Consider the following 25,878-nt stretch of genomic DNA (forward strand, 5'->3'; position numbering starts at 1 on the left):
ATCCGCCAGGCCCTCAGAGCGGAGCCAGCATCTTCCGCGCCTCCTCGCGCACGGCCGCGGCGATCGCGTCCAGTAGGGGCGAGCGCAGGTTCCACTGCTGCCAATACAGCGGCACGCGCACACGCGGTCCGCCCAGCGACACCGCCTGGGCGCCCGCCGTCTGCTGAATCGTCGGCAGCAGCCCCCACCCGAGCCCCATCCGCACCGCCAGCGCGAAATCATGCGAGGCGGGGACATAGTGGCGGGGCACCGCCCAGGGGTCGACCCCGTGTGCGCGCAGCCAGTCATGCTGCAGTTCGTCACGACGATCGAAGTTCACGAAAGGCGCGTGCCGCAGCGCTTCCGGATGGACGCCGTCGGGAAACCAGCGCGCCACGAACTCCGGCGTCGCCGCGGCCTCGTACTCGAGCACGCCGAGCGGTGTCGCCGAGCATCCGCCGACGGGCTCAGCCTGCGACGTCACGGCGGCCATCACGGCACCCGACGCAAGCAGCCCGGCAGTGAAGTTCTGATCATCGCGGTGCAGGTCGACATCGATCCGGTGCTCGGCGGCCAGCCGGGCGAGCGGCGCAAGGAACCAGGTCGCCATGGAATCCGCGTTCACCGCGAGCGGCACGCGGATACGCCCCGCCGAGGCATCCGCATCGGACTCCTCGGCGTTCGCATCCAGCCCGAACGCGCTGATCGTGTCGTGCTCCAGCAGCGCCACCTGGCGGGCCAGGCGCACAACCGCCTCCCCCGCCTCGGTCGGGCGCGCGGGCTTCGAACGGACAAGCAGCACCCGGCCGAGCTGCTGTTCGAGTGTCTTGACGCGCTGGCTGACCGCGGAGGGCGTGATCTGCAGGCGGCGCGCGGCGGCCTCGAGTGTGCCCTCATCGACGACCGCGGCGATGGTTCCGGCGAGCTCCGGATCGATCCTCATGTGGAGATTCTTACATAAGCACAACTACATATCCTTAAGGAATCCTCGCTGGAGCTAAAGACGATGGATGCCTACGCTGAGGACATGCTCTCGTTGCTCTCCGGCCTCGGCCTCGGCCTCTCCCTCATCATCGCGATCGGCGCGCAGAACGTCTTCGTGCTCCGCCAGGGCCTGCGTCGCGAGCATGTGCTGCCCGTCGTGGTGATCTGCGCCCTCTCCGACGCGATCCTGATCGCCGCGGGCGTCGCCGGCCTCGGCTACCTCGTCGAGAACGCTCCGTGGCTCGTACCGGTCGCGCGTCTGCTGGGCGGCGGCTTCCTCATCGTCTATGGCTTCCTCGCGGCGCGGCGGGCGTGGAATCCCTCCGGCGGGTCGCTTCTCGTCGACGACAGCACGCCGATCGCGCGCGACACGGCGGATGCCGGATCCCCCGCGGACCACGGGGAGGCACCCGGCGCGACCCGCACACGCGTGCGCTCCGGACGCACGGCGGTGCTGCTGACGGCCCTCGCACTCACCTGGCTCAACCCGAACGTCTATCTCGACACGGTCCTGCTGCTCGGCTCGATCGCCTCCACCCACGGCGATGCCCGTTGGATGTTCGCCGTCGGCGCGATGACCGCAAGTGTGCTGTGGTTCTTCGCGCTCGGCTTCGGTGCCCACTATCTCGGACGATGGCTGCGCACGCCGCGCGCATGGCGGGTGCTGGACGCCGGCATCGCCGCTCTGATGATCCTGCTCGGTGTGAACCTCATGCTGCCGGTGTTCTTCGGCTAGACCGCGGTTCTCCGCAGAAACGACGAAGGCCCCCACCTCGCGGTGGGGGCCTTCGTGCATGTCACACTCAGATGGCGTTGACGTCCAGCGGGATGCCGGGGCCGAACGTGGTCGACACCGCACCCTTCTGGATGTAACGGCCCTTCGAGCTCGACGGCTTCAGACGAACGATCTCGTCGAGCGCTGCGGCGAGGTTCTCGTCGAGCTGCTCAGCGGTGAACGATGCCTTGCCGACGACGAAGTGCACGTTGGCGTGCTTGTCGACGCGGAACTCGATCTTTCCGCCCTTGATGTCCTCAACGGCCTTTGCGACGTTGGGGGTCACGGTGCCGGTCTTCGGGTTCGGCATGAGGCCACGGGGACCCAGCACCTTACCGAGACGACCGACCTGGCCCATGAGCTCAGGGGTCGAGACAGCGGAGTCGAATGCGGTCCAGCCGCCGGCGACCTTCTCGATGAGCTCGGCGCCGCCGACCTCGTCTGCACCAGCGGCGATCGCTGCCTCGGCCGCGGGGCCGGTGGCGAACACGATGACGCGGGCGGTCTTTCCGGTGCCGTGCGGCAGGATGACCGTGCCGCGGACCATCTGGTCAGCCTTGCGGGGGTCGACCGAAAGCTTCAGCGCGACCTCAACGGTCGAGTTGAACTTCGACGAGCCGGTCTCCTTGGCGAGGGCGACTGCCTCGGACGGAGTGTAGAAACGGTCTGCCTCGATCTTTGCGGCGGCAGCCTGGTAAGCCTTGGACTTGGTAGCCATGATTCTCTTCCTTAGCCCTCGACCGTGATGCCCATGGAACGGGCGGTGCCGGCGATGATCTTCGACGCAGCGTCGATGTCGTTCGCGTTGAGGTCAGCCTGCTTCTGCTCGGCGATCTGGCGAACCTGCTCAGCCGTGATCTTGCCGACCTTGACCGTGTGCGGGGTGGCCGAAGCCTTCTGCACGCCAGCGGCCTTCTTGATCAGCTCTGCTGCCGGCGGGGTCTTCAGGATGAACGTGAAGCTGCGGTCCTCGTAGACGGTGATCTCGACGGGGATGACGTTGCCACGCTGCGACTCGGTCGCGGCGTTGTACGCCTTGCAGAACTCCATGATGTTGACGCCGTGCTGACCGAGCGCAGGGCCGATCGGGGGCGCCGGGTTGGCTGCACCGGCGTTGATCTGAAGCTTGATCAGGCCGGTCACCTTCTTCTTAGGTGCCATTTCCTTTTCCTTTCATCGAGCGGATGCTGTGCCGGCGGCTCGCGCCAGGGGCATCCGTTCTCCCGCAGATCCGGCATTTCCGGAGTGCGGTTGTCGTGCAGACACGCAGAACGTGCACACAAACCATAGAAGTCTACCCGATGTGACGTCGTCGCGCAGACCGCACCCGTTCTCGACCCCGCACATACCGGGAATGCGAAACGGCCGCCCCGGAGGGCGGCCGTTTCGTGAAACGTGTGTCAGATCATCTTGGTGACCTGGTCGAACGACAGCTCGACCGGGGTCTCACGCTCGAAGAGGGAGACGAGAACCGTGAGCTTACCGCTCTCGGGCTTGATCTCGCTGATCGATCCGGGAAGGCCAGCGAACGAGCCTTCCTTGATCGTGATGGTCTCGCCGATCTCGAAGTCGACCTCGGCCGCGACGGGGCGAGCCACAGCCGTGCCACCCTTCGCCGCGACAGCCTTCGCGGTCGGGACGTCGCGCACCTCGACGAGCGACTTCAGCATGTTGAATGCCTCTTCGAAACGCAGCGGCGTCGGGTTGTGAGCGTTGCCCACGAAGCCGGTCACACCCGGGGTGTGACGGACGACCGACCAAGTGTCTTCGGTCAGCTCCATGCGCACGAGCACGTAGCCCGGGATGCGCACGCGCGTGACCATCTTGCGCTGGCCATTCTTGATCTCGACGACGTCTTCCATCGGAACTTCGATCTGGTAGATGTCGTCCTCGACCTCGAGCGTCGACTTGCGCTGCTCGATGTTGGCCTTCACCTTGCGCTCGAACCCGGCGTAGGAGTGGATGACGTACCACTTGCCCGGGAGCATGCGCAGCTCGAGACGGAACGCCTCGTAGGGGTCTTCCTCTGCGTCGGCGTCGGTCTCGGCAGCGTCGTCACCGAGCTCGGGGCCGTCGTACGGAGCGACCTCGGCAGCCTCCGCCGCCTCGAGGTCGGCGACCTCTTCGGCCACGGAGTCGTTGAGAACCTCTGCGGCAGCCTCGGTCTCGGCTGCTTCGTCCAGGTTGAGGGCGTCGTTCACGATGGCGTCAGCCTCCGGGTCGTCGATGTCGATGTCTTCATCTGCGCCATCGAAGTCGTCGTCACCCTCGATGTGCAGAGCGGCCTGCTCTGCGGGCCGCGATGCGAGAACCTCTTCAGAGAGGACGTTGCCCTCCTGAGCTTCGTCCTCTTCGCTCGACTGTTCTGCGGCAGTCGCCCAGTCGGCGTCGTCAGAAATTCGTTCAGACACTTGGTTATCTTTCCTTCAGGAGCGGCTTCGTGCCGCAAAACTCACGGGGTCGGACGCCCCGGAACCCCGAACACTTGCGATGTGAGCCACGAGAAGACGAGGTCAAGCCCGTACACGATGCCCATCATCAGCAGGACGAAAACCAGGACGACCGAGGTGAACTTGATCAGTTCCTTGCGCGTCGGTGCGACGACCTTGCGCAGTTCGGCGATCACCTGGCGGAAGAACAGCGCGATCCGGCCGAAGAAGCCCAGCTTCTTCTCGCGGCCTGCGCCGCCGTTCCCGGCAGGGACCACAGCGCCCGATGCGTCCTGAACCATCCTGAATGTACCTTTCGTGTGCCAGCTGTGCGCTGACGCGCAGGGCGGACAGGAATCGAACCTGCAACCTGCGGTTTTGGAGACCGCTGCTCTGCCAATTGAGCTACCGCCCTAGAGATCCGGAGATCTCGGTACCGCATCCTTCTGCTGTGCTTTCAGCCTGTGAGCCTCGGGCATAGCGGAAGTATGCAGTTTGGAACTGCTGTCCCAGCATACGGCATTTGCACCATCCAGCCGAACCGCTGTGGAATCTCACGCACGCCCGGGCGCGTCACATCCCTCTCGGCCGACCTCGGCGCATGCCAGGGGAGGGGCACCTCGATGGCACCCCTCCCCTGCGTGCTCAGGAGACCGGGATGAGTCCGTAGATCAGCCAGGTGAGCAGGAAGCCCGCGACGCCGAGAACGGTCGTCAGAGGCGTCCAGGTGCGCAGACCATCCTTGACCGAGAGGCCGAGGTAGCGCGTCACGACCCAGAATCCGGAGTCGTTGACGTGGCTGAGTCCGAGACCGCCGTAGCCGATCGCGAGAGCAACGAGCGAGACGTGGATCGGGTCCAGACCGAGGACGGCCACGGCAGGCAGCATCAGGCCCGCCGTCGTCGTGATCGCGACCGTCGCCGATCCCTGGGCTGCACGCATGATGAGCGAGATGAGGAACGCGGCCAGCATGAGCGGCATGCCGCTGCCGGCGAGCAGCTCGGCGACAGCGCCACCGATGCCCGTCTCGGTCAGGATGCGACCGAAGGCGCCACCGGCACCGGTCACGAGGATGATCACGGCTGCCGCAGGGAGAGCCGACTCCATGACCTCGCCGAGCTTCGCGGCCGACCAGCCGCGACGGACGCCGAGGAAGAACATCGCCGCGGCGATCGCGACCATGAGCGCGAAGATCGGCTGGCCGACCATCGACAGGAAGCTGTTCCAGAAGGTGCCCTTCTCGAAGATCGGCGCCACCGCCGTGCCCATCATGATCAGGGCCAACGGCAGGAGGATCAGACCCAGCACGGTGAACGCGCTCGGAGCCTTCTCGCCGTCACGCAGTCCCGCGTTGGCCGAGGGCGTGTCGGTGCCGAAGTTGTCGAACATCTCCTTGGTCGCCTCGATCATCGCGTACTCGCGGCGGTTGAGCGCCTTCGCGGTGACGTAGGCCAGCGCTCCGAGAGGAATCGAGACGAGCAGCGAGAAGATAGTGACCCAGCCGATGTCGGCGCCGAGGATCGTCGATCCGCCGACGATGCCCGGGTGCGGCGGGACAGCGACGTGCACGGCGAGCATGATGCCCGCGACGGGGAGGCCGAACTTGATCGGGTTGAGGCCCGCGACCTTCGCGAAAGCGAAGATGATGGGCACGAGGATGATGAATCCGGCGTCGAAGAACACCGGGATCGCCAGGATGCCCGCGGCGATGACGAGCGCGATCCCGACGCGCTTCGGCCCCAGCCACGAGGTGAACCGGCCGGCGAGAGACTCGGCACCACCGGACAGCTCGATGATCTTGCCGAGCATCGAACCGAGCGCGACGAGCACGGCGACGGAGCCGAGCGTGCCCCCGACCCCGGCGATGATCGCCTGGATGATTCCCAGCTGCTCCGGAGAGCCGTCGGTGGCGGGGATCGTCGTCATCGGCAGGCCGGCGGCGAGGCCGACCACGATCGAGACGAGGATGAGGGCGTAGAACGCCTGCATCTTGAAGCGGATGATCAGCAGGAGCAGCAGAGCAAGGCCTGCGACTCCGATCGCGATCAGCGCGGGAAGAGGAAGCATCAGTGGATCTCTTCTTTCAGGGGCTCGGGCACGAGTCTGACACGTGCCGCGTGGATGTGGTGGGTGTTACGACAGACGCTCGGGAGCGATGACGCGGATGACGGCGGAGTCGTCGAGCCCGCCGAGGCCCTGCGCCTCCCCGAGGAGGAAGAGCTGCTCAGCGGCTGCGGCAACCGGCACCGAGAGGTGCGCGCGACGTGCGGCGTCGCCGACGATGCCGAGGTCCTTGACGAAGATGTCGAGGCGGCTGAGCACCTCGGCGCCGTCCTCGTCATACGCCTGCAGCGTGCGCGGGCCGCGGTTGCCGAGCATGAACGAGTTCGCAGCCCCGGCGGTGAGCGCCTCAAGGGTCTTCTCGCGGTCGAGGCCGAGCGCGTCGGCGAGCGCGAGGGCCTCGGCGGCGGCGGCGATGTGCACACCGCACAGCAGCTGGTTCACGGTCTTCAGCGCCTGACCGTCACCGGGCTTGTCTCCCACGATCGAGAGCGTCGAGGCGAGCTGGTCGAGCACGGGGCGCGCGATCGTGAGAGCGGCAGGAGTGGCACCGACGACGATGAGGAGGTCGCCCTCACCGGCACGCACCGGCCCACCCGAGAGCGGAGCGTCAACGAGCTCAGCACCGTGCGCGGCGAGGCGCGTGGCGATGTCGGAGATCCCGTCGGTGCCGACCGTGCTGGTCAGGATGACGACCGCACCGTCGGCGAGATGTTCGGCAAGACCGGTCGCACCGAAAAGCAGGTCATCGAGCTGCGCCCCCGTGCGCACGGCGACGAGCACAGCGTCCGCGTCCTGAACCGCGGCAGCGGCCGACTCTGCAGCCGCGACGCCCTGCTCGGCGGCGAGAGCCAGACGCTCCGGGGCGATGTCGAAGCCGCGCACGGTGAAGCGCTGGGCGAGGCGGGTCGCCATGGGAAGCCCCATGGCGCCAAGGCCGATGACGGCAACGGTGGTGGTCATGTCAGTCAGTTCCTTTCCAGTGCGGGACGAGCGCTGTCGCTCGCGTCGGCGAGGGTCGCGACGACCCGCGCGAGCGAGTCGGCGACGCCGACATTCCCTGCGAAGACGATGTACGGGATGCCCACGGCGGGCCCGGTCTCGGGCTGCCACAGCGAGACGATGCCGGGCAGCATCGGGCCGAGCACGGTGGCGCGGCGGATCTCCAGCGCCTCGCTGGCGACGTCGCTCGAGGTGATGCCGCCCTTGGCGATGACGAAGCGCGGAGGGGCGATCGCCAGCACACGGCGCACGAGCTCGACGACGCCGCTGGAGACCTTTCGGGCGATCTCGAGGCTCGCATCGCCATCGGCTCCGGTGATGAGCTCGCGCGTCGTGTGCACGATCACGGTTCCGGTCCGGAGAGCGGATGCCGCCGCCTGCGCCTGCGCGTCGAGGTGCGCCTCGCGGCGGCCATCGATCAGCTGCCGCACGTCGAGTTCGATCGTGACGGTGTCGGGACGCGCACGGTGCAGTTCTTCCAGCTGCAGGGTCGTGAGGGGCACGTGGCTGCCGACGACGACGAGTCCTCCCCCGCTGTGCGCGAAGGCGATGTCCTCTGCGCGCACGGGCGGGGCGATCTCCTGCCCGATGTGGGCGCGCACGTACGGCGGGCCGACGCGCAACAGCGCGGTGCGGTCCGGCATCCGGTGCAGCGCGAGGGCGACGACCCGCATGTCGGACTCTTCGACCACGTCGACCGCGATGACCGCGCCCGCGGGGAGCGCGCGCAGGAAGGCGATGACGCTGTCGACGCCTGCGCGGATGATGTCGATCGTGAGCGCGGCGACGTCTTCCGCAGGCACCTGGCCTGCGGTCTTCTCCGCCACCCATTCGCGGAGGTTCGAGGCGGCGAAGCCGAAGGTCGCGTCCTGCGCGAAGGGTGTCTCGCCCACTGGCGTCGCCTTGCCGTCGACGACCCAGTAGTGCACCGAGTCGACCGTGATGCGACCGGCGTCAGGGAAGGCGGGGACGAGCAGCGTGAAGTCCGGTGCCGTGCCGCCGTGGGTGACGATCTCGGCAGCGAGCGTGTCGGTCTCCAGCGGGAAGTGTCCGCGCAGCGTCGAATCTCCGCGCGAGACGAAGGTCACGTGGCGCCCCGCATCCGCGGCCGCGGCCAGTGCGACCGCGACGACCTCGCGGTTGCGCGCGATCGTCGTCTGCTCATCGAGCGAGCGCGTGTTGGTGAGCACGTACACGGCGGGAGCGCCGGTTGCGAAGGCACCATCGAGGTCGTCGCGCTCCCAGCGGGTGAGAACGGGAAGTCCCGCGACCGACTGCGTGCCCGTGGGGTCGTCATCGAGGACGACGAGAACGCCGCGCGGGTCGAGAGCGGACCACACCTGCTCGGCGTCGATCGTGACGGGGGCCGGAAGTGGCGCGAGAAGCGCGTCGATCTGCACAGAAGCTCCTTTGATTCTCGGGTTATCCGATATCAGATAACGATGGTACGCCAGGAGTTCGAGCACGGCAAGCGACGCCCACGCTGAGAGAATCAGCCGCCCAGCACGAAGTGCAGCAGATCATCCCGGGTCTGGCGCATGTGACTCGCCATCGCCTCACGGGCGTCCTCGCCCGAGCCGGAGCGCATCGCTGCGAGCACTGCCTCATGCTCCGCCAGCGCATGCTCACGGATCTCGAGCACCGCACTCGTCTCGCTGCGGGTCTCCTGCAGCATCGTGGTGAGCGGACGCATCGAGGCGATGAGGATCCGATTGTCGGCGGCCGCGATGATCACATCGTGGAACTCCAGGTCCGCATCCACGAACCCCGGGACGTCCCCCGCCTCGTGCGCCCGGCGCATCCGATCCAGCGTGTCTTCGAGTGCCGCGAGATCGTCTGCATCGCACCGCGGCGCGGCCAGCTCGGCGGCACCCGTCTCGAACATGACGCGCATCTCCAGCAGCTCGAGCGACGAACGACGACGTGCTCCCCCGCTGCGCGCGTAGCGCACGACCGCTTCCAGCCCGGTCCACTCGTCGACGGGGGCGATGCGATGACGGCTGCCGGGGACGGGCGCGATGACCCCTTGCGCCTGCAGCAGCCGCACGGCTTCACGCAGCGTGAGCCGGGAGACGCCGAACTCCCCCGCCAGATCCCCCTCGGGCGGAAGCGGCTCTCCCGCCACCAGACGCCCCTCGATGATCGCGTCGAGGATGCCCTCGACCACAGCCTGCGTGCGGGTGACCCGTTCGGTCACCACCGGGCGTTGCGTCATGCCTCCACGGTAGCGCGCTCGCGTCAGTACTCTGCGACGCCCGTGCGTTCCGGCTCGGGGTCACGATGGAAGGCGCGCCCCGTGATCGTCGTCGGCGTGATCCGTACGAACACCCGCTTCAGCGTGGGGATCCATGGACGAAGGCCCGCGCGCTCCGCGCGATCCACCTCGGCGTCCGTCTCCAGCGCCTCCGCACGACCGCGCACGATGACGCTCCACGCATCGGCATCCGTGTGGTCGTCGACCTGGAACAGCACGTCCGCGTTCACGGTGAGCTCGAACAGCTTGCTCCCCGGCGCCGTGCGGAACAGGATGCCATCGCCGTCGACCACATAGTTCACCGGGAAGATGTCGATCGTCTCGCCGATGTGTGTGACGATGCGGCCCAGGTCCTGCGCGCGCAACCGCGCCATGCTCTGCACCGAATCAAGGACGATCACAGGGTCGATGTTCTCGTTCATGTCCCCATTCTGCGCTTTTCGCACGGTGGGCGACAGGGGCCGCAGCTCTGACGAAGAGACCCCTGCATCCCTCGGAAGAGGAACGCAGGGGTCTTCAGGAGGAATGTCAGCCGACGCGGATGAGCTTCTTGTTGACGAACTCCTCAGCGGCAAGGTGACCCAGCTCACGTGACGTGCCACTGCGCTTGATGCCGCCGAAGGGCAGCTCGGGGCTGTCAGCGAGCACGAGGTTCACGTAGACCATGCCGGCCTCGATCTTGTCGGCCACGCGCTCCGCCTGGGCGGCATCCGTCGTGAAGACGTACGAGCCGAGACCGAAGGTCGTGTCGTTCGCGAGCGCGACGGCGGCGTCCTCGTCGGCCACACGGTAGACGACGGCGGCGGGGCCGAAGAGCTCCTGCGCGTAGACGTCCATCTCCGGAGTCACGTCCGCGAGCACGGTCGGCTCGAAGAAGGCGCCGTCGTGGTCACCGCCGGTCAACAGCGTCGCCCCCTGCGCGACCGCCGTGTCGATCTGCTTCTTGAGATTCTCCGCCGCCGCGAGGGAGGAGACCGGGCCGAGCACCGTGTCCTCCTGCATCGGATCGGTCGGAGCCACCGCCGCCATCCCGGCGACGAACTTCTCGACGAACGCGTCGTAGAGTCCGTCGACGATGATGAAGCGCTTCGCGCCGTTGCAGGCCTGACCGTTGTTGTCGAGGCGCGCATCGATGCCGGCCTGCACCGTGGCATCCAGGTCATCCGTCGACAGCACGATGAAGGGATCCGAGCCACCGAGCTCCAACGCCACCTTCTTGAGGTTGCGGCCCGCGACCTCGGCGACGGCGGCACCCGCGCGCTCCGAGCCGGTGAGCGAGACCCCCTGGACGCGCGGGTCAGCGATCATCGCGGCGATCTGCTCGTTCGTCGCGAGCACGTTCTGGTAGGCCCCCTCCGGGAAACCGGCGTCGCGGTAGATCGCCGCGATCGCCGACGACGACTCGGGGCACTGGGGTGCGGGCTTCAGCAGGATCGTGTTGCCCACGATGAGGTTCGGCGCCGCGAAACGGACGATCTGGTACGCCGGGAAGTTCCACGGCATGATGCCGACGAGCGGGCCGAGCGACGAGCGACGGATGATCGCCGTGCCATCGCCGAGGATGTCGAGCGGCTGGTCCTTCATGATCGCCTCTGCCTGGTCGGCGTAGTACTCCGCGATGTCGGCGGCGAAATCGACCTCGCCGAGGGCCGCCTCACGCGGCTTGCCCATCTCGCGCACGAAGACGTCCGCGAGCTCCTCCCGGCGCTCGCGGTGCAGCTCGGCCATCCGGCGCACGAGCGCGGCGCGCTCCGCGACAGTAGAGGACCGCGACCATCCGCGGTGCGCAGCATCCGCCGCGGCCACCGCGGTCTCGATCTCGGCGTCGGTCGCTGTGGCGTAGGTGGCCTCGGTCTTGCCCGTGGCCGGATTGATGACGGCGTAGTCGCTCATGTCTGGTCCTCTCGTTCTCGATTGGTCTGTGCGGGGTGGGGATGCGGCATCCCCACCCCGAGCCGGCTGGTGTCAGCTGGCGGGAATCAGCGTGTACTTGGTCGACAGGTACTCGTGGATGCCTTCGAAGCCGCCCTCGCGGCCGACACCCGACTGCTTGACACCGCCGAAGGGCGCCGCGGCGTTCGAGACGACGCCCACGTTGAGCCCCATCATGCCCGTCTCCAGCGCGTCGATCATGCGGTGACCACGTGCGAGGTCCTCGGTGAAGACGTAGGAGACGAGTCCGTACTCGGTGTCGTTGGCGAGGCGGACGGCCTCGGCCTCGTCGGCGAAGGTGGCGATCGCCAGCACCGGGCCGAAGATCTCCTCGCGCAGAATCGCGCTGCCGGCGACGACGTCGGTCAGGACGGTCGGCTCGTAGAACGACCCCGCACCGTCGAGAGCCTTGCCGCCCGCGAGCAGGCGCGCACCGCGTCCGACAGCCTCATCGACGAGCTCGCCCGCCTTGGCGACCGCGTCATCGTCGATGAGCGGGCCGATCGAGACGCCCTCCTCGGTGCCGCGACCGATCTTCATCGCCTGCACACGCTCCGCGACACGGCGTGCGAACTCCTCAGCGACGTCCTGGTGCACGATGAAGCGGTTCGCCGCCGTGCACGCCTGGCCGATGTTGCGGAACTTGGCCGCGAGCGCGCCTTCGACCGCCTTGTCGAGGTCTGCGTCTTCGAAGACGACGAACGGCGCGTTGCCGCCGAGCTCCATCGACACGCGCAGCACACCCTCGGCGGCCTGTGCGATGAGTTTGCGGCCCACCTCGGTCGAGCCCGTGAACGACAGCTTGCGCAGGCGCGGGTCGGCGATGATCGGCGCCGACAGCGCGGAAGAGCGCGAGGTCTGCACGACGTTGACCACACCGGCGGGCAGGCCCGCCTTCTCGAGCAGCGACACGAAGAACATCGTGGTCAGCGGCGTGAGCGCCGGGGGCTTGATCACGACGGTGCATCCGGCCGCAAGAGCCGGAGCGATCTTGCGGGTCGCCATCGCGAACGGGAAGTTCCACGGCGTCACGAAGAACGACGGCCCGACCGGACGCTGCGAGACGACCATGTGCCCCGTGCCCTCGGGGTTCAGGCCGTAGCGCCCGGCGATGCGCACCGCCTCCTCGCTGAACCAACGCAGGAACTCGCCGCCGTAGACGACCTCGCCGCGCGCTTCGGCAATGGGCTTGCCCATCTCGAGAGTCATCAGCAGTGCGAGATCCTCCTTGTGCTCCTGCACGAGGTCGAACGCACGCCGCAGGATGTCGCTGCGCGTGCGCGGCGCGGTGGCCGCCCAGGCATCCTGAGCGGCCACCGCGGCGTCGAGCGCACGCATGCCGTCGGCGGGAGTCGCGTCCGCGATCGACGAGATCACATCACCCGTCGCCGGGTCGCGCACATCGAACGTGCGCCCTTCTTCCGCGGCGATCCACTCTCCGTTGATGAACAGTCCGGTCGGGACTGCGTCGAGGAGTGCCTGCTCGTGTGCTGCGATCTGCGTGCTCATGGTGCTCTTTCTGTGGGGTGTTGCGAAGGGAGGAAACTGTCGGGCTCAGGCTCCGCGTGCGGGGGCGTCGGTTCCGAGGGTCTGGCCGCGGAAGAACGCCGGACGACGGATCGCCTGCCAGATCATCACGATGATGCCGAGGACGATGATCACCATGCCGAGGATGAACACGATGCCGAGTCCGCCGATCTGCGCACCGCTGCCGTAGGCCGGGTCCATCGAGTCGATCAGCGTCGTGACGAAGAGGATCGCCAGGATGATGCCGCCGACGAGCGGGAACAGGAACGTGAAGAAGACGTTGCGCGCCGAGTCGAACCACTGCTTGCGGAAGTACCAGACGCAGGCGAAGGCCGTGATGCCGTAGTAGAAGCAGATCATCATGCCGAGCGTGAGGATCGTGTCCCACAGCGTGTTCTCGCTGACCACGCGCATCACCGCGTAGAAGGCGGATGCCACGATAGCCGAGACGATCGTCGCGTAACCGGGCGTGAAGAAGCGCGGATTGACCTTGCCGTAGGCCGGCGGGAGTGCGCCGTAGTGCCCCATCGCGAGGAGCGTGCGCGCAGGCCCCACGAAGGTCGACTGCAGCGACGACGCGGAGCTCGTGAGCACCGCGAGCGACACGAGGAACGCGAGCGGGCCGAGGATCGGGCCGGAGAGGTGGAAGAACACGTTCTCCTGGATGTCCTCGTTGCCGAGACCCAGCTCCCCTGTTCCCGTGCCGGCGAACATGATCATCGCGATCGCGAGCAGCAGGTACAGCGAGACGATCGTGAGTACCGTGACGGTCGCAGCGCGGCCGGGCGTGCGCTCGGGATCCTTCGTCTCCTCATTCATCGTGAGGGTGACGTCCCAGCCCCAGAAGATGAAGATCGACAGCGAGAGCCCTGCCGCGAAAGCGCTGAAGGTCGGCACGGCGAAGGGGTTGAACCAGTTCAGGTCGAACGGCTGCGGATCGAAGCCACCGCCCGAGACCGCCTGTGCGATCGCAGCGATCGAGAAGCCGATCAGCACGAGCACCTGGAAGCCGACCAGCCAGTACTGCAGCTTCTGCGTCGTCTTCATGTCGCGGTACGAGATCCACGTCGCCGCCAGCATGAACAGCAGGCACACGACGATGTTGATGCCCGTGTTGGCCGCGAGGTCGGCGATCTCGGTGTTGCCTGTCACCTGCGAGATCAACAGGAACAGGAAGTCGACGGCGACGCCGGCGAGATTGGACAGCACAAGGATCGTCGCGACGACGAGACCCCATCCGGCCATCCAGCCGATCCACGGGCCGAAGGCGCGGGTCGCCCAGGTGAAGGACGTGCCGGAGTCCGGCATCCGGTTGTTGAGTTCGCGGTAGCCGAAGGCGACCAGCAGCATCGGCAGGAAGCCGACGAGGATGATCGCGGGGATCTGCGATCCGACGACGGATGCCACGGGCCCGACGGCCGCGGTGAACGTGTACGCCGGTGCGATGCAGGAGATGCCGATGACGACGGCGCCGAGGAGTCCGACGGTGCCGGCACTCAGTCCCTTGCGCGAGATGCCGCCGGTGACGGGCGCGTCGGGTGTGTTCGCCCCGCCGGAATCGGGCGCCGTTGCCCGAGGTGTGGTGCTCATGCCTGGTCTCCTCCAGTGGAGATGTCGGTGGCGCGGGTGCGCGGCACGACGATCATGGGAACGGGGAGCTCGTGCAGCATCTTCGCCGCTGTCGAGCCCAGGAACAGCCGACGTGGCTGTGCGAGACGGCTGGATCCGACGAGAACGATCTCGCCGTCCTGCCAGGGAAGGTGGGCGACGGCGTCTTCGACGCTGTCACCGGCAGCACGTTCGACATCCGCCGAGACGCCCTCGGGAAGAGATGCCCGCGCCTGGGCCAGGACGTCGTCGCCGTGCACATTGCGCACCAGCGTGATCGCGCCGGTGTCGAGTCCGGGCGGGACGTCGAACGGCACGAGCGAGATGAGTCGCAGTGAGCCTCCGCTCGCGCTGGCGAGGCTCACTGCTTCTTCCAGAAGCACGTCGGCACCGGGTCGGGTGCCGATGGCTGCTGTCACGCGCGTGATCGGGGTGTCGATTCGCGTGCGAGTTGCGGACCCGGCGGGCGCGAGCGCCACCGGGATGGTCGAGGAGTGCAGAAGCTCGGATGCCACGGAGCCGAGGCGGTGCCGGCCGAAGGTCGAGCCGTTCGCGGCGCCGACGACGATGAGGCGTGCCCCGAACTCCTCGCCCGCGGCGATGAGGCCCGCGGCGAAGGACTCCTCGAAGCGCACGTGCCCGCTGCGCGTGATGTCCTGCGGGACCTGAGCGAGCGCATCGCGCAGCCACTCCTGCGCCTGTGCGCGGATGTGGGCCTCGTAGGCGCGCTCCGGCGGCACGGCGGCGCTGCGTGTGCCCTCAGAGGGCAGCACGATCACGAGGTGCAGACGCATCCCGAGCCCGCGGGCCAGGCGCGCGCCGAGCGCGAGAGCATCCGCTCCCGACTCCGTCGCGGTGTAGCCGACGACGATCGCGCCGCTCATGCCCGGCTCGCTTCAACGATCGAGGAGGCTGCGAGGCGCCCCATCCGGATCGCACCGTCGACGTGCTGGTAGCCGGCGCCCGCCATGTCGCTGCAGGCGAAGTGGATCGGGCCGACGGCCTCACGAAGGTCCGGACCGTAGCGGTGCAGGCCACCCATGTCGAAGCTCGCAGCATAGGCGCCGCGGGTCCACTCCTCGCTCCCCCAGTCGCTCTCGTAGTAGACGACGGGGTTCTTCGCCTCTTCGCCGTAGTAGTGCGAGAGGGACTCGAGGATGCGCTCCTTGCGCTCCTCTGCGCTGAGGGTGAACAGGTCGTCGGCGTTTTGATCGCTGACGAAGCCGACCAGTGTGCCGCGCTCGTCGCCGTGGTTGCTGTTGTCGTACGCCTCGTGCGACAGCTCGTAAGGGCTGAAGGCGGTTCCCGACAGACCCTTCTCCCGCCAGAACGGGGTCTCGTAGACCGCGTGCACCTTGATGACGAAGCCCATCGACAGGTGCTGGTGCAGCTGGTGCTGACGACGCGGCAACGCGGGCACGAAGCTGATCCGGTTGTAGAGCACAGGAGCGTGCGCGAGGATCGCGAAGCGGCCGCGGACCGTCAGGTCATCGGTCGTCACCGTGACGCCCCCGTCGCCCCATTCGAGTGTGCGCACGGGCTGGTTCAGGTGCACGTCGTCGCCCAGACGCTCGGCAAGCAGCAGCGGAACCTGCTGCAGACCACCGACGACGCGCTTGTCGAGGATGAAGTCGGCATCGACGAGGTTCGAGTACGACCCGGCGGATGCGGCCATCAGCAGCGACTGCAGCAGAGAGAACGCGTGTGTGGGCTTCGTGAGCATGGCTGAGCCCGTCGCGAACGCCAGGTTGCGCACGGCCTCGTCATCGTCGGTCTGCTCGCGCAGCCAGGCATCCCAGGTGATGGCGTCCCACTCAGCGGCCTTTGGATGCTCCCAGGGGCGGTCCGGATCGATCTCGGACACCATCTGATCGAGCAGCGACGTGACCTCGGCGATCACGCGCTCCGTCTCGGGTGCGACCGGGAACATCTCACCGGTGAAGCGGTGCACCGCGCCATCGGGTCCGACGTACACGCTGTCGCCCTCGCGGTATCGGCTGAAGGTCTCCAGGCCGAGCTCGGCGACGGTCTCGATGAGCGCGTCCTGGTCGGGCGACACCCACTGGCCGCCGATCTCCAGCATCGCGCCGTCGATGACGTCGGTCCACAGGCGTCCGCCGACACGGTCGCGGGCCTCGAGCACCGCCACCGAGAGTCCGGCTTTTCGCAATTCGTTGGCGGCGGTGAGTCCGGCAGCGCCTGCGCCGACGATCACTACGTCGCGGGTGATCTCAACCATTCACACAACTCCTTTGTTCATGAACCATGAGGGTGTTCGGTGAAGTACCGGTCGCGCCTCGACATCCCCCGACACGAGGCGCGACCGGACGTCTCAGGCGGACGCCAGGGCCGCGGCGACGACGTCGAGGCCCTCGTTCAGCAGCTCGTCGCCGATCGACAGCGGCGGCAGGAAGCGGATGACGTTGCCGTAGGTGCCGCAGGTGAGAACGATCACGCCCTCCGCGATGCAGGCCTTGGCGACGGCAGCGGTGAGCGCCGCATCCGGAGCATTCGTCTCCGGATCCACGAACTCAGCCGCGATCATCGCACCGTGTCCGCGGATGTCGCCGATACGAGCGTCCGAGGCCTGGATCGCGGTGAGACGCGCCTTCAGGCTCTCGCCGATCTGCTGCGCGCGCTCGATGAGGCCCTCGTTCTCGAACACGTCGATCGCCGCGAGAGCCGCAGCGCAGGCGACGGGGTTGCCCCCATAGGTGCCGCCGAGACCGCCGGCGTGCGAGGCATCCATAATCTCTGCGCGCCCTGTGACGGCGGCGAGCGGAAGACCTGCCGCGATGCCCTTGGCGGTCGTGATGAGGTCGGGCTCGATGCCGAAGATCTCACTCGCGAACATCGCTCCCGTGCGGGCGAAGCCCGTCTGCACCTCGTCGGCGATGAAGACGACGCCGTTCGCACGGCACCAGTCGACGATCGCGTTGAGGAATCCGTCTGCGGGGACGATGAAGCCGCCCTCGCCCTGGATGGGCTCGATGATGATCGCCGCGAGGTTGTCGGCGCCGATCTGCTTCTCCAGCTGCAGAATGGCTCGGGCTGCGGCATCCGCTCCGCTCAGTCCGTCGCGGAACGGGTACGACATCGGCGCGCGGTAGACCTCGGGGGCGAACGGCCCGAAGCCGCTCTTGTAGGGCATCGACTTCGCGGTGAGCGCCATCGTGAGGTTCGTGCGGCCATGGTATCCGTGGTCGAAGGCGACGACGGCCTGACGGCCCGTGTGCTTGCGGGCGATCTTGATCGCGTTCTCGACGGCCTCGGCACCCGAGTTGAACAGCGCGGTCTTCTTCGCGAAGGAACCGGGCGTGACGCGGTTGAGCGCCTCGGCGACCTCGATGTACGACTCGTAGGGCGAGATCATGAAACAGGTGTGCGTGAACTGCGCCGCCTGCGCGGCGACCGCCGCGACGACCTTCGGGTGCGCGTTGCCGACGCTCGTGACCGCGATCCCCGAACCGAGGTCGATCAGGGAGTTGCCGTCGGCATCGACGACCACGCCACCGCCCGCGGCAACAGCGGCCACGGGAACCGTGTGCCCGACGCCCGCCGGAACCGCGTTGGCCTTGCGCGCGAGGATCTCGGCCGAGCGCGGCCCGGGAAGGGCGGTGACCAGGCGGCGCTCCTGCGGGAGCGAGGGTCCGCCGAGGGGGGCTGCGTCGGTTGCGGCGTCGAGGAGAGTCATGGTGGCGAGCGTACGAGGGCGCGGGAACAGATGCACTCGCCGGAGCGTACAATTCCAGGGAGACTTTCGCCGGAACGTATAAAGGATGCTGCGCCATGACGGACGCTCCCACGCTGCGCACATTGCTGCGGCGCTCGGATCTCGCACTCGAGCTCGTCTCGCCCGTCGACACCGCGCTCCTGGATCGCCCCCTGCGGTGGGTGCACAGCTCCGACCTCGCCGACCCCACGCCGTTCCTCACAGAAGACCTGGTGCTGCTGACGACCGGCACCCAGTTCCGCGATGAGGACTCCGTCGCCGCGCACGCCTACGTCCGGCGGCTCGCGGAACGCGGCGTCGCCGGACTCGGCTTCGGCACAGAGGTGCATCGCGCGGGCATCCCCGCCGAGCTCATCGCCGCCTGCGCAGAGGTGGGGATGCCGCTCTTCGAGGTGCCCTACCGCACGCCCTTCATCGCCATCGCCCGCGCGCACGCCGAGGCGATCGCCGCACAGGCCTACGCACGACGCACCTGGGCGCTCGACACCCAGCGCGCGCTCGCGATCGCCGCACTCCGCCCTCGGGGTCTCGAGTCCACCCTGAGTGAACTCGCCCGCAGGCTCGACGTCTGGGTCGGGCTCTTCGATGCGACGGGATCGCTCGCCCATCAGCATCCGCAGACCGCCCTTGACGCCGAGACACGGCAGGATCTCGCCGCTCACGCCGGCGATCTCATCGCGCGCGGCGCTCAGGCGACACAGTCCTTCACCGTGGGAGCGCAGCCGTTCCTGCTGTTCACGCTCGGCCGCGGCGGCAGCCTGCGGGGCGTCATCGCCCTCGCCACCGGTGCGCTCGATCCGGAAGCGCGCACCGTCGTGACCTCGGTCATCGCGATGGCGGGGCTCGCCCGCGAGCAGAGCGAGCAGCTCGGCCGACGCACGGCACGCCTCAACCGCCAGGTGCTCGAATCGCTCCTGCTCGACGATCCGACGCTCGCCCGTCGCGTGCTGGGTGCCGTGCCGCCGGCGCCGATCGTAGTCGCCGTCGCGGAGGCGAATGCTCCTGCCGAGGCGATCATCGAATGGTGCGAGCGACGCCGCGCGAACGATGCAATCCCGTTCTTCGCCGCCGAAGGCCGCGAAGGACTCACGCTGTGCGTCTCGGCGAGGCACGAAGACCTGATCACAGAGGCAGCGGAGCGGTTCACCGCACGCTGGGGCGTGTCCGAGGCCGACGGCTACTCGGCCTTCGCGCGGCTGCACGAGCAGGCGCACCTCGCACTTGCACGCGGAACAGGTCCGGTGTCGCGGTACAGCGATGCGGCGAGCGCGAGCATGATCGGCGCGCTCGCGACCGACGAGGCGCGCATGGTCGCCGAGTCACGCCTGGCTCCGGTGCGACGACACGACGAGGCGTCCGGAACCGACCTCGAACGCACCCTGCGTGTGTGGCTGGAGCACGATGCGAAACTCGACGCGGCGGCTGCCGCGCTGGGCGTGCACCGCCACACGGTGCGCAGTCGCGTGGCGCAGGCATCCGCTCTGCTCGGCCTCGACCTCTCGACCTTCCCGGCGCGCGCCGAACTCTGGGTCGCACTGTCGACGCTGAGCGACTGAGTCACTCCGCGTCCCGACACTTCCCTCGGCCGAGAGCCCTCGGCCATGATGGGGCCATGACGACTTCACCCGTGCTGCCTGCCCTCCCCGACTCCGTCACGATCTCGGAGGTCCCCGTCGCCGATGGCGTCTCGCTGCGCGTGCTGCGCGCGGGATCGGGCACTCCCCTGGTGATGCTGCCCGGCTGGACGTGCTCCGCCGACTTCTTCGTGCACCAGCTCACCGGCCTCTCCGACGGGTTCGATGTGATCGCGATCGACCCGCGCGGACACGGCGGATCATCCAAGCCCCTGACGGGCAACACCTTCGCGCAGCGTGGGAACGACCTCGCCGCTCTCGTCGATGCGCTCGGGCTCGACCGGTTCGTGCTGCTCGGCTGGTCGTTCGGCGTTCTGGACGCGCTCAGCTACATCCGCTCCCACGGCACGGATCGCATCGAGAAGCTCGTGATCGTGGATGAGACCCCGAAGGTTCCCGCCGACCCGGCGGATGCGTCGGAGTGGGGCGAGGCGCCGCTCACGCACGACGGCATCGTCGGACTGCAGCGCGCGGTCCTGGATGACCGCGTCGGATTCTGGACCGCCTACGCGAGCTACATGATCGGTTCGGAGAACGCCGACGACGTCGCTCGCATCGTCGAACTCGGCCTGCAGACCCCCGAGCACATCGCGGTCGCCTCCGTCATGGACGGCGCGACGAGCGACTACTCGGCCGAAGCCGCCTCCGCGAGCGTCGCCGTGCCGACGCTGTTCCTCGCGCGCGAGGACTGGGCCGATGACGCACGCACCTGGGTCACGGCGCACATGCCTCAGGCTCAGTTCGACACGATCCCGCTGCACATGGGATTCGCAACGCACGCCGAGGACTTCAACGCGAAGGTGCGGGAGTTCGCCGCGGCGAACGCTTAGCTCGCGCTCTCGCCGAGGTTGTTCGACACCACCTCGAGCGCGTGTGCCCGTGCCTCACGGGCATCCGCGCCGCGCTCGGCGGCGACCGCATCGGCGAAGACCTCTGCGAACACGAGGTAGGCGACGCGCGAGGTGTGCTCGAGCTCATCGCGAAAACTCACCCCGGACGGTGCGATCACGAGCGACCTGCTCGCCAGCTCGGTCAGAGCGGAGGACGCGAACGAGGTCATCGCGATGAGTTCGGCGCCTCCCTGCGCGGCCGCCGACGCGACGCGCAGGCTCGCCTCGTTCGCGCCCGATCCGCTCACGATGATGCAGGCGTCATCCGCCGTGAGGTGACGTGCGGCGATCTGCTGCGCGATGGCGTCGGCGATGAACTCGGCCGGGCGCCCTGCGGCCGTGAGGCGCATGGCGAGATCGCTCGCGATGGGCGACGAGAGCCCGTTCGCGAGGATCAAGAGTCTCCGTGACTGCGCGGCGATGCGCACGGCATCCGCCACGGCCTCCGCGTCGAGCACGCTCGCGAGCGCAGGAAGCGACGCGGCGAGACGATCGATCTCGCCGCGCATGCGTCCGAGCACGCTCGGCCCGTGATCGATGTGCCCCTCGTTCCCCCGCGCGAGCTCGGCGGCGAGTGCGACCCGCAGCTGCGGGTAGCCGCGATAGCCGAAGCTCTGGCAGGTGCGCACGACCGTGGCCCGGCCGACGCCCGCCCGTTCCGCGACCTCTTGCGCCGTCCATTCGACGACGTCCGCGGGGTGTGCGGCGACCAGGTCGGCGACGCGGCGCTCGGCGGGCTGGAGGGTGTTGCGCACAGTGGCGATGCGGGCGAGGGGCGGGGCGCTAGCGGAGAACTCGGGCACGGGATCCCTCCATGATGCGTCGGCGAATGGCGCCGGAGGCTCCATCGATCAGCATCGTGACGATGACGACGACGATCAGCAGCACACCGACCGTCGACCACTCACGGTACTGCGTGTACGAGGTGAGCATGTCGCCGATTCCGCCCACTCCGATGAGGCCCAGCACGGCGGACGAGCGGACGTTGATCTCGAAGCGATACAGCCAGAACGACCAGAACACGGGCTCGGCCTGCGGCCAGACGCCCCAGCGCAGCACCTGCGCCGTCGATCCTCCTGCGGCCCGCGCTGCTTCGATCGGCCCGGGCGGCACAGCCTCGACCGCCTCATACCCCCATTTGCCGAGGGTGCCGATGCCGTTGATCGCGAGTGCGAGTGCCCCTGTGAACGGGGTCAGGCCGGTCACCGAGAGGATGACGATCGCGATGATGATCTCAGGCACAGCACGGATGAGCGAGAAAAGGCCGCGCAGCAGCGCGCGCAGCCAGGCCGGGCCGAAGCCGCGAGCGGCGAGCAGGCTCAGCGGCGTCGCGAGCAGAATGCCGAGGATCGTCCCCACCCAGGCCATCTCGACGCTGCGCCAGGTCTGCCACAGTGCCTCGGGCAGCTTCTCCCAGTTGGGCGCAGCGAACATGAGGCCGAAGTAGCGCACGATCTCGGCAGGGAGATCGGCGAGTCGCTCCCAGGCGATGTCGACCGACCAGAACGCGAGCACGGCGGCGGCGGTGATGACGAGCCATCCGACGACAGCCCATGGCCGCCGTGGTCTCTGCGGGAGTTGCAGCGTTGGCGCGGTCATACGAGCCGCCGCCGGATCGCGTCGCTGACAATGTCGATGACGATCACCACGATGAGGATCTCCAGGATGATGAGTGAGAGCTGGTCGTAGCGGTAGAAGGTGCGCACGGCGTCGATGAGAAGTCCGAGACCGCCAGCCCCGACCAGGCCGAGCACGGTCGAGGCCCGCACGTTGAGCTCGAAGGCATAGAGCGCCTGGTTCGCGAACGCCGGCCACGCGTCGGGCAGCGCGAGCGTGCGGTTGATCTGCGTCTGCGTCGCCCCCACGGCGCGCCCCGCTTCGAGCGGGCCGGTGTCGTTGGTGTCGATGGCTTCCGAGACGAGTTTGACGACGATGCCGATGTTGAACAGCAGCAGCGCCAGGATGCCGGGCAGCGCTCCGACGCCGACCATCGCCACCAGGATGGCCGCGTACAGCAGGTCGGGAACCGCACGGACGACATTCAGCACACCGCGCACCACCATGCGCGTCGCGGTGGTCGGGTTCGTGTTCCGCGCCGCCCAGAAGCTCACCGGCAGCGCGACGGCGGCGCCCAGCACGGAGGCGATGACGGCCATCTGCAGGGTCTCGATGAGCGGCGGGATCGTGCGCGGGAAGAAACTCCAGTCGGGCACGAGCAGCTTCACGATCTTGTCGGCGCCGTTCTGCCAGTTGCGAGTGATCGCGCCCAGATCGACGCCGATCCCGATGCCGGGTAGGCACATGACGACCGTGATCGCCACGATCACCAGGGCGATCACGGGAGCCTTCCACGCACCCTTCGGCTTCGGCGGGAGCGCAAGTCGGTCGATTGTGCTCACGCGCGCAGCCGATCTTCCGGACTGATCGAGCGCCCGTAGATGCTCTCGAAGTCGGCGTCGCTCGCGCTCGCCGCAGGGCCGTCGTAGACGACCTCGCCCGCGCGCATGCCGATCATCCGCACGCCGTACTCCCGGGCGAGGTCGAGCAGGTGCAGGTTCACGAGCACCGTGATGCCGAGGTCGTGGTTGATTCGGCGGAGGTCCGCCATGACCCCGTGCGCGGTCGGTGGATCGAGGCTTGCGACGGGCTCGTCGGCGAGCACGATCGCCGGCTGCTGCGTGAGGGCACGAGCGATCGCGACGCGCTGCTGCTGGCCACCGGAGAGTTCGGATGCCCGCGCGTAGAGCTTCGGCAGGATGCCCACGCTCTCGAGCGCCCGATATGCGAGCTGCCTGTCGCTTTCGCTGTACGCGCCGAGCAGGGTGCGCCACAGCGATGTATGGGCGAGACGCCCGACGAGCACGTTCTGCAGCACGCTGGCACGGCCAGCAAGGTTGAACCCCTGGAACACCATGCCGATGTCGCCGCGGAGACGCCGCAGTTGCCGGGTGGATGCCCCGCTCACACGGTGCTCACCTACGTCGAGCGTGCCCGAGGTCACCGGCACCAAGCCGTTGATCGTGCGAATCAGGGTGGACTTGCCCGAGCCCGAGAGCCCGACGACCGCGACCATGGAGCCTGACGGAATGTCGAGCGAGACGTTCTTGAGCCCAACGGTGCCGTTCGGATAGCGCACGGTCACGTCGTCGAGAGTGATCGACCACGGCGTGGGCGCCGCCGCCGAAGCGGAGGCGCCCACGGTGTCTGCTGCGTGTGGCACTACTGCAGTCCCAGAGCCTGGGCGGCGCGTGCGACGACGTCGAGCGAGTCGGGGTTCGCGGGGGCGAGCTTGGTGATCGAGTAGATGCTCTGCAGGATCTCCGAGCCCTCCTTCGTGTTCGAGAACTCCTCGAGCGCGTCCGTGATGCGCTGCTGCAGCTCGGGCGAGAGGTCGGCCGACAGTGCGACGCCGTCGTTCGGGATCTCCTCGGTCATCGCGAACACGACGACCTTCTGCCCCACATCGGGGGTGTCCTTCTGCACGATCGTCCGAGCGTCCCAGAAGCTGAAGCCCACCTCGGCGTCGCCGTTGTAGACGGCGAGGACCGAGGCGTCGTTCGCGGTCACCGGGATCTGCTGAATGTCGGTGTCGGTGTCGAGTCCGGCCTCCTGCAGCGCGAGGATCGGATAGATGTAGCCGGCGGGCGATCCGGGGCCGAGCACGGCGGTCTTCGCGCCCTTGACCTTCTCGATCGCGTCGAGTCCGGCCGGGCCCTTCATCGCGTCGGCGCCGTTGCAGAACAGCATCCCATCGCGCTCGACCGGGGCGTCTTCGCAGTACTTGTCGGGGTTGTTCGTCATGAACTGCGCGGGATAGGTGATGTTGCCGTTGCGCTCGGTCTGCAGCACGGTCTTCGCGTCGTACATGTCGTTCGCCTGCCAGAGCTGCAGCGAGGGCAGGAAACCGATCTGCGCCTGACCTGCGCCCATCGCCTCGACGGCGGCCTGGTAGTCCTTCGAGACGACGCCCGTGACCTCGATGCCGAGTTCCTCGGTGAGGTAGTCGGTGAGGGTGCAGCGGTCTCGACGAGGCCGTCCTGGTCCTGTGAGGGCACCAGGGCGAGGACGAGCGAGGTGGGGTCGGCTACGGGTGCGTCGGTGGCGGCAGATTCCTCTGCGGCCGGTGCGGCGCAGCCAGCAAGGGTGACGGTGAGGAGCGTGCCGAGGGCGGCGAAGCCCATCGTCGAGCGGCGGGTGAGCTTAGGCATTCTGTTCCTTTGCGAGGGGTGTGTGGGAGGCGGGTGTTGCGGGAGAGAAGGCGTGTGGATCGCGCAGCCATGCGGACAGCTGCGGCAGCAGCGCGGTCAGGGTCTCGGCGCGGAAGAGCGGATGCGCGCCGTCATCGACGAAACCGCCGACCAGCGCGGTCGCGTGGCCCCGGCGCTGCGCCGGTTCCAGGTCGTTGCGCCAGATGTCGCCGATGCTCAGCACCGGAGCATCCGCGGGAAACGAGTCGAGCACCTCTTCAAGCCCCGCGGGCTTTCCGGCGTTCGAGATCACCCGGTCGAACAGGGCGTGAAGGCCCAGCGAGACGAGAGCCTCGTTCAGGCGGATCGACGGGGCATTGGTGACGAGAATGCGCTCGGCATCGGCGTTCGCCAGAAAGTCGGCAAGCCCGTCGGGCGCCTCGATCGCGGCGTGCGGCGTCGCCAGCTGACGGCGGCTGGTGAGGTACGCAGCGCTGAGCAGTGAAGCATCCGCCCCCGCACGCTCCGCGGCGATGCGCACGGCGTCGTAGCCGTCGAGCCCCTGGGTGCGGGCCGCGAGCGTCGCGAGCACGTCCGACAGAAAGCCCTCGGGACCACCGAGCGCTCGCGACACCTCTCGGGCGTACGCGATGACCGGGCCATCGCCGAGGGCGACGGTGCCGTCGAAGTCGAACAGCAGGATGGGACGAGGGCGCACAGCGTTCTTTCTGATCGGGTGAGCGGATGCTGCCGAGCGACGCTCCGGCATCCGGTGGACACGCCGTCCACTATTGCCAGCATTCATGGACAGTTCGCCCACGCGGCGTGAACGCCCGATGAACACTTGCGGGCGCCCCGATCACAGCAGTGACGTAGGGTGAGG

At 68.1% G+C, this 25,878-nt stretch carries 25 protein-coding genes and 1 tRNA gene; 3 read left to right on the plus strand and 23 right to left on the minus strand.

Going from position 1 to position 25,878, the window contains the following annotated elements; genetic code table 11:
* Nucleotides 1-13: 13 nt before the first annotated feature.
* Nucleotides 14-922: a LysR family transcriptional regulator ArgP gene (locus JOD62_RS03565; RefSeq protein WP_204937944.1), complete on the minus strand. Its 909-nt coding sequence runs from the start codon at nucleotides 920-922 to the stop codon at nucleotides 14-16.
* An 84-nt stretch (nucleotides 923-1,006) separates the two neighbouring features.
* Between JOD62_RS03565 and JOD62_RS03570 the strand changes: the two genes are divergently transcribed.
* Entirely contained in the window at nucleotides 1,007-1,699 is a 693-nt protein-coding gene (locus JOD62_RS03570) for a LysE/ArgO family amino acid transporter (protein ID WP_204937945.1), read from the plus strand.
* A gap of 67 nt (nucleotides 1,700-1,766) precedes the next feature.
* Here the strand turns inward: JOD62_RS03570 and rplA are convergent, their stop codons facing one another.
* From rplA to gabT, 16 genes are all read right to left on the minus strand, one after another.
* Nucleotides 1,767-2,456 (minus strand): 50S ribosomal protein L1, encoded by a 690-nt coding sequence (gene rplA / locus JOD62_RS03575; protein WP_204937946.1) that lies wholly within the window; start codon nucleotides 2,454-2,456, stop codon nucleotides 1,767-1,769.
* Nucleotides 2,457-2,467: 11 nt separating this feature from the next.
* Complete coding sequence (rplK, locus tag JOD62_RS03580) at nucleotides 2,468-2,899, minus strand: 50S ribosomal protein L11 (protein WP_204937947.1); 432 nt, start codon at nucleotides 2,897-2,899, stop codon at nucleotides 2,468-2,470.
* 239 nt (nucleotides 2,900-3,138) lie between these two features.
* Entirely contained in the window at nucleotides 3,139-4,149 is a 1,011-nt protein-coding gene (gene nusG, locus JOD62_RS03585) for a transcription termination/antitermination protein NusG (protein ID WP_204937948.1), read from the minus strand.
* Nucleotides 4,150-4,190: 41 nt separating this feature from the next.
* A complete protein-coding gene (secE, locus tag JOD62_RS03590) occupies nucleotides 4,191-4,469 on the minus strand; it encodes a preprotein translocase subunit SecE (protein ID WP_204937949.1) in 279 nt (92 codons plus the stop codon).
* Between the two features lie 40 nt (nucleotides 4,470-4,509).
* A tRNA-Trp gene (locus JOD62_RS03595) sits at nucleotides 4,510-4,582 on the minus strand.
* Nucleotides 4,583-4,812: 230 nt separating this feature from the next.
* Complete coding sequence (locus tag JOD62_RS03600; protein ID WP_204937950.1) at nucleotides 4,813-6,234, minus strand: GntP family transporter; 1,422 nt, start codon at nucleotides 6,232-6,234, stop codon at nucleotides 4,813-4,815.
* 66 nt (nucleotides 6,235-6,300) lie between these two features.
* Nucleotides 6,301-7,191, minus strand: a complete 891-nt coding sequence (locus tag JOD62_RS03605; RefSeq protein ID WP_204937951.1) for an NAD(P)-dependent oxidoreductase — start codon at nucleotides 7,189-7,191, stop codon at nucleotides 6,301-6,303.
* Between the two features lie 5 nt (nucleotides 7,192-7,196).
* Nucleotides 7,197-8,630 carry a four-carbon acid sugar kinase family protein gene (locus JOD62_RS03610; RefSeq protein WP_204937952.1) on the minus strand — a complete coding sequence of 478 codons (1,434 nt, stop codon included), beginning with the start codon at nucleotides 8,628-8,630 and terminating at the stop codon, nucleotides 7,197-7,199.
* A 92-nt stretch (nucleotides 8,631-8,722) separates the two neighbouring features.
* Nucleotides 8,723-9,445 (minus strand): FadR/GntR family transcriptional regulator, encoded by a 723-nt coding sequence (locus JOD62_RS03615; protein WP_204937953.1) that lies wholly within the window; start codon nucleotides 9,443-9,445, stop codon nucleotides 8,723-8,725.
* Between the two features lie 23 nt (nucleotides 9,446-9,468).
* A complete protein-coding gene (locus tag JOD62_RS03620; protein ID WP_204937954.1) occupies nucleotides 9,469-9,906 on the minus strand; it encodes a pyridoxamine 5'-phosphate oxidase family protein in 438 nt (145 codons plus the stop codon).
* A gap of 106 nt (nucleotides 9,907-10,012) precedes the next feature.
* On the minus strand, nucleotides 10,013-11,377 hold the full coding sequence (locus JOD62_RS03625) for an NAD-dependent succinate-semialdehyde dehydrogenase (protein ID WP_204937955.1): 1,365 nt from the start codon (nucleotides 11,375-11,377) through the stop codon (nucleotides 10,013-10,015).
* 72 nt (nucleotides 11,378-11,449) lie between these two features.
* Nucleotides 11,450-12,925 (minus strand): NAD-dependent succinate-semialdehyde dehydrogenase, encoded by a 1,476-nt coding sequence (locus tag JOD62_RS03630; protein WP_204937956.1) that lies wholly within the window; start codon nucleotides 12,923-12,925, stop codon nucleotides 11,450-11,452.
* 45 nt (nucleotides 12,926-12,970) lie between these two features.
* Nucleotides 12,971-14,533 (minus strand): APC family permease, encoded by a 1,563-nt coding sequence (locus JOD62_RS03635; protein WP_204937957.1) that lies wholly within the window; start codon nucleotides 14,531-14,533, stop codon nucleotides 12,971-12,973.
* Entirely contained in the window at nucleotides 14,530-15,435 is a 906-nt protein-coding gene (locus tag JOD62_RS03640) for a universal stress protein (protein ID WP_204937958.1), read from the minus strand. Before JOD62_RS03640 ends, JOD62_RS03635 begins: the two co-directional genes overlap by 4 nt.
* The gene (locus tag JOD62_RS03645) at nucleotides 15,432-16,790 is read right to left on the minus strand and encodes a flavin monoamine oxidase family protein (protein ID WP_204937959.1); all 1,359 of its coding nucleotides are present in this window, start codon (nucleotides 16,788-16,790) and stop codon (nucleotides 15,432-15,434) included. Before JOD62_RS03645 ends, JOD62_RS03640 begins: the two co-directional genes overlap by 4 nt.
* Before the next feature lie 93 nt (nucleotides 16,791-16,883).
* Complete coding sequence (gene gabT / locus JOD62_RS03650; protein WP_204937960.1) at nucleotides 16,884-18,245, minus strand: 4-aminobutyrate--2-oxoglutarate transaminase; 1,362 nt, start codon at nucleotides 18,243-18,245, stop codon at nucleotides 16,884-16,886.
* 95 nt (nucleotides 18,246-18,340) lie between these two features.
* Between gabT and JOD62_RS03655 the strand changes: the two genes are divergently transcribed.
* Together JOD62_RS03655 and JOD62_RS03660 are read left to right on the plus strand one after the other, a co-directional pair.
* Nucleotides 18,341-19,840, plus strand: coding sequence for a PucR family transcriptional regulator (locus JOD62_RS03655; RefSeq protein ID WP_204937961.1), 1,500 nt, complete (start codon nucleotides 18,341-18,343; stop codon nucleotides 19,838-19,840).
* Nucleotides 19,841-19,896: 56 nt separating this feature from the next.
* Nucleotides 19,897-20,748 carry an alpha/beta fold hydrolase gene (locus tag JOD62_RS03660; RefSeq protein WP_204937962.1) on the plus strand — a complete coding sequence of 284 codons (852 nt, stop codon included), beginning with the start codon at nucleotides 19,897-19,899 and terminating at the stop codon, nucleotides 20,746-20,748.
* On the opposite strand, the gene JOD62_RS03665 is transcribed toward JOD62_RS03660, so the two are convergent.
* From JOD62_RS03665 to JOD62_RS03690, 6 genes are all read right to left on the minus strand, one after another.
* Nucleotides 20,745-21,611 (minus strand): MurR/RpiR family transcriptional regulator, encoded by an 867-nt coding sequence (locus JOD62_RS03665; RefSeq protein ID WP_271171606.1) that lies wholly within the window; start codon nucleotides 21,609-21,611, stop codon nucleotides 20,745-20,747. The two genes, JOD62_RS03660 and JOD62_RS03665, sit on opposite strands and share 4 nt — an antisense overlap.
* Nucleotides 21,592-22,407: a phosphonate ABC transporter, permease protein PhnE gene (gene phnE, locus JOD62_RS03670; RefSeq protein WP_204937964.1), complete on the minus strand. Its 816-nt coding sequence runs from the start codon at nucleotides 22,405-22,407 to the stop codon at nucleotides 21,592-21,594. The genes JOD62_RS03665 and phnE (JOD62_RS03670) overlap by 20 nt, the downstream gene beginning before the upstream one ends.
* Nucleotides 22,404-23,198, minus strand: a complete 795-nt coding sequence (gene phnE, locus JOD62_RS03675) for a phosphonate ABC transporter, permease protein PhnE (RefSeq protein ID WP_204940046.1) — start codon at nucleotides 23,196-23,198, stop codon at nucleotides 22,404-22,406. The genes phnE (JOD62_RS03670) and phnE (JOD62_RS03675) overlap by 4 nt, the downstream gene beginning before the upstream one ends.
* Before the next feature lie 5 nt (nucleotides 23,199-23,203).
* The gene (gene phnC, locus JOD62_RS03680; protein WP_204937965.1) at nucleotides 23,204-24,028 is read right to left on the minus strand and encodes a phosphonate ABC transporter ATP-binding protein; all 825 of its coding nucleotides are present in this window, start codon (nucleotides 24,026-24,028) and stop codon (nucleotides 23,204-23,206) included.
* Nucleotides 24,028-24,942, minus strand: a complete 915-nt coding sequence (locus JOD62_RS03685) for a phosphate/phosphite/phosphonate ABC transporter substrate-binding protein (RefSeq protein WP_239526926.1) — start codon at nucleotides 24,940-24,942, stop codon at nucleotides 24,028-24,030. Before JOD62_RS03685 ends, phnC begins: the two co-directional genes overlap by 1 nt.
* 66 nt (nucleotides 24,943-25,008) lie before the next feature.
* Nucleotides 25,009-25,713 (minus strand): HAD family hydrolase, encoded by a 705-nt coding sequence (locus JOD62_RS03690; RefSeq protein WP_204937966.1) that lies wholly within the window; start codon nucleotides 25,711-25,713, stop codon nucleotides 25,009-25,011.
* Nucleotides 25,714-25,878 lie beyond the last annotated feature (165 nt).

Source organism: Microbacterium keratanolyticum (assembly GCF_016907255.1).
Classification (GTDB): Bacteria; Actinomycetota; Actinomycetes; order Actinomycetales; family Microbacteriaceae; genus Microbacterium; species Microbacterium keratanolyticum.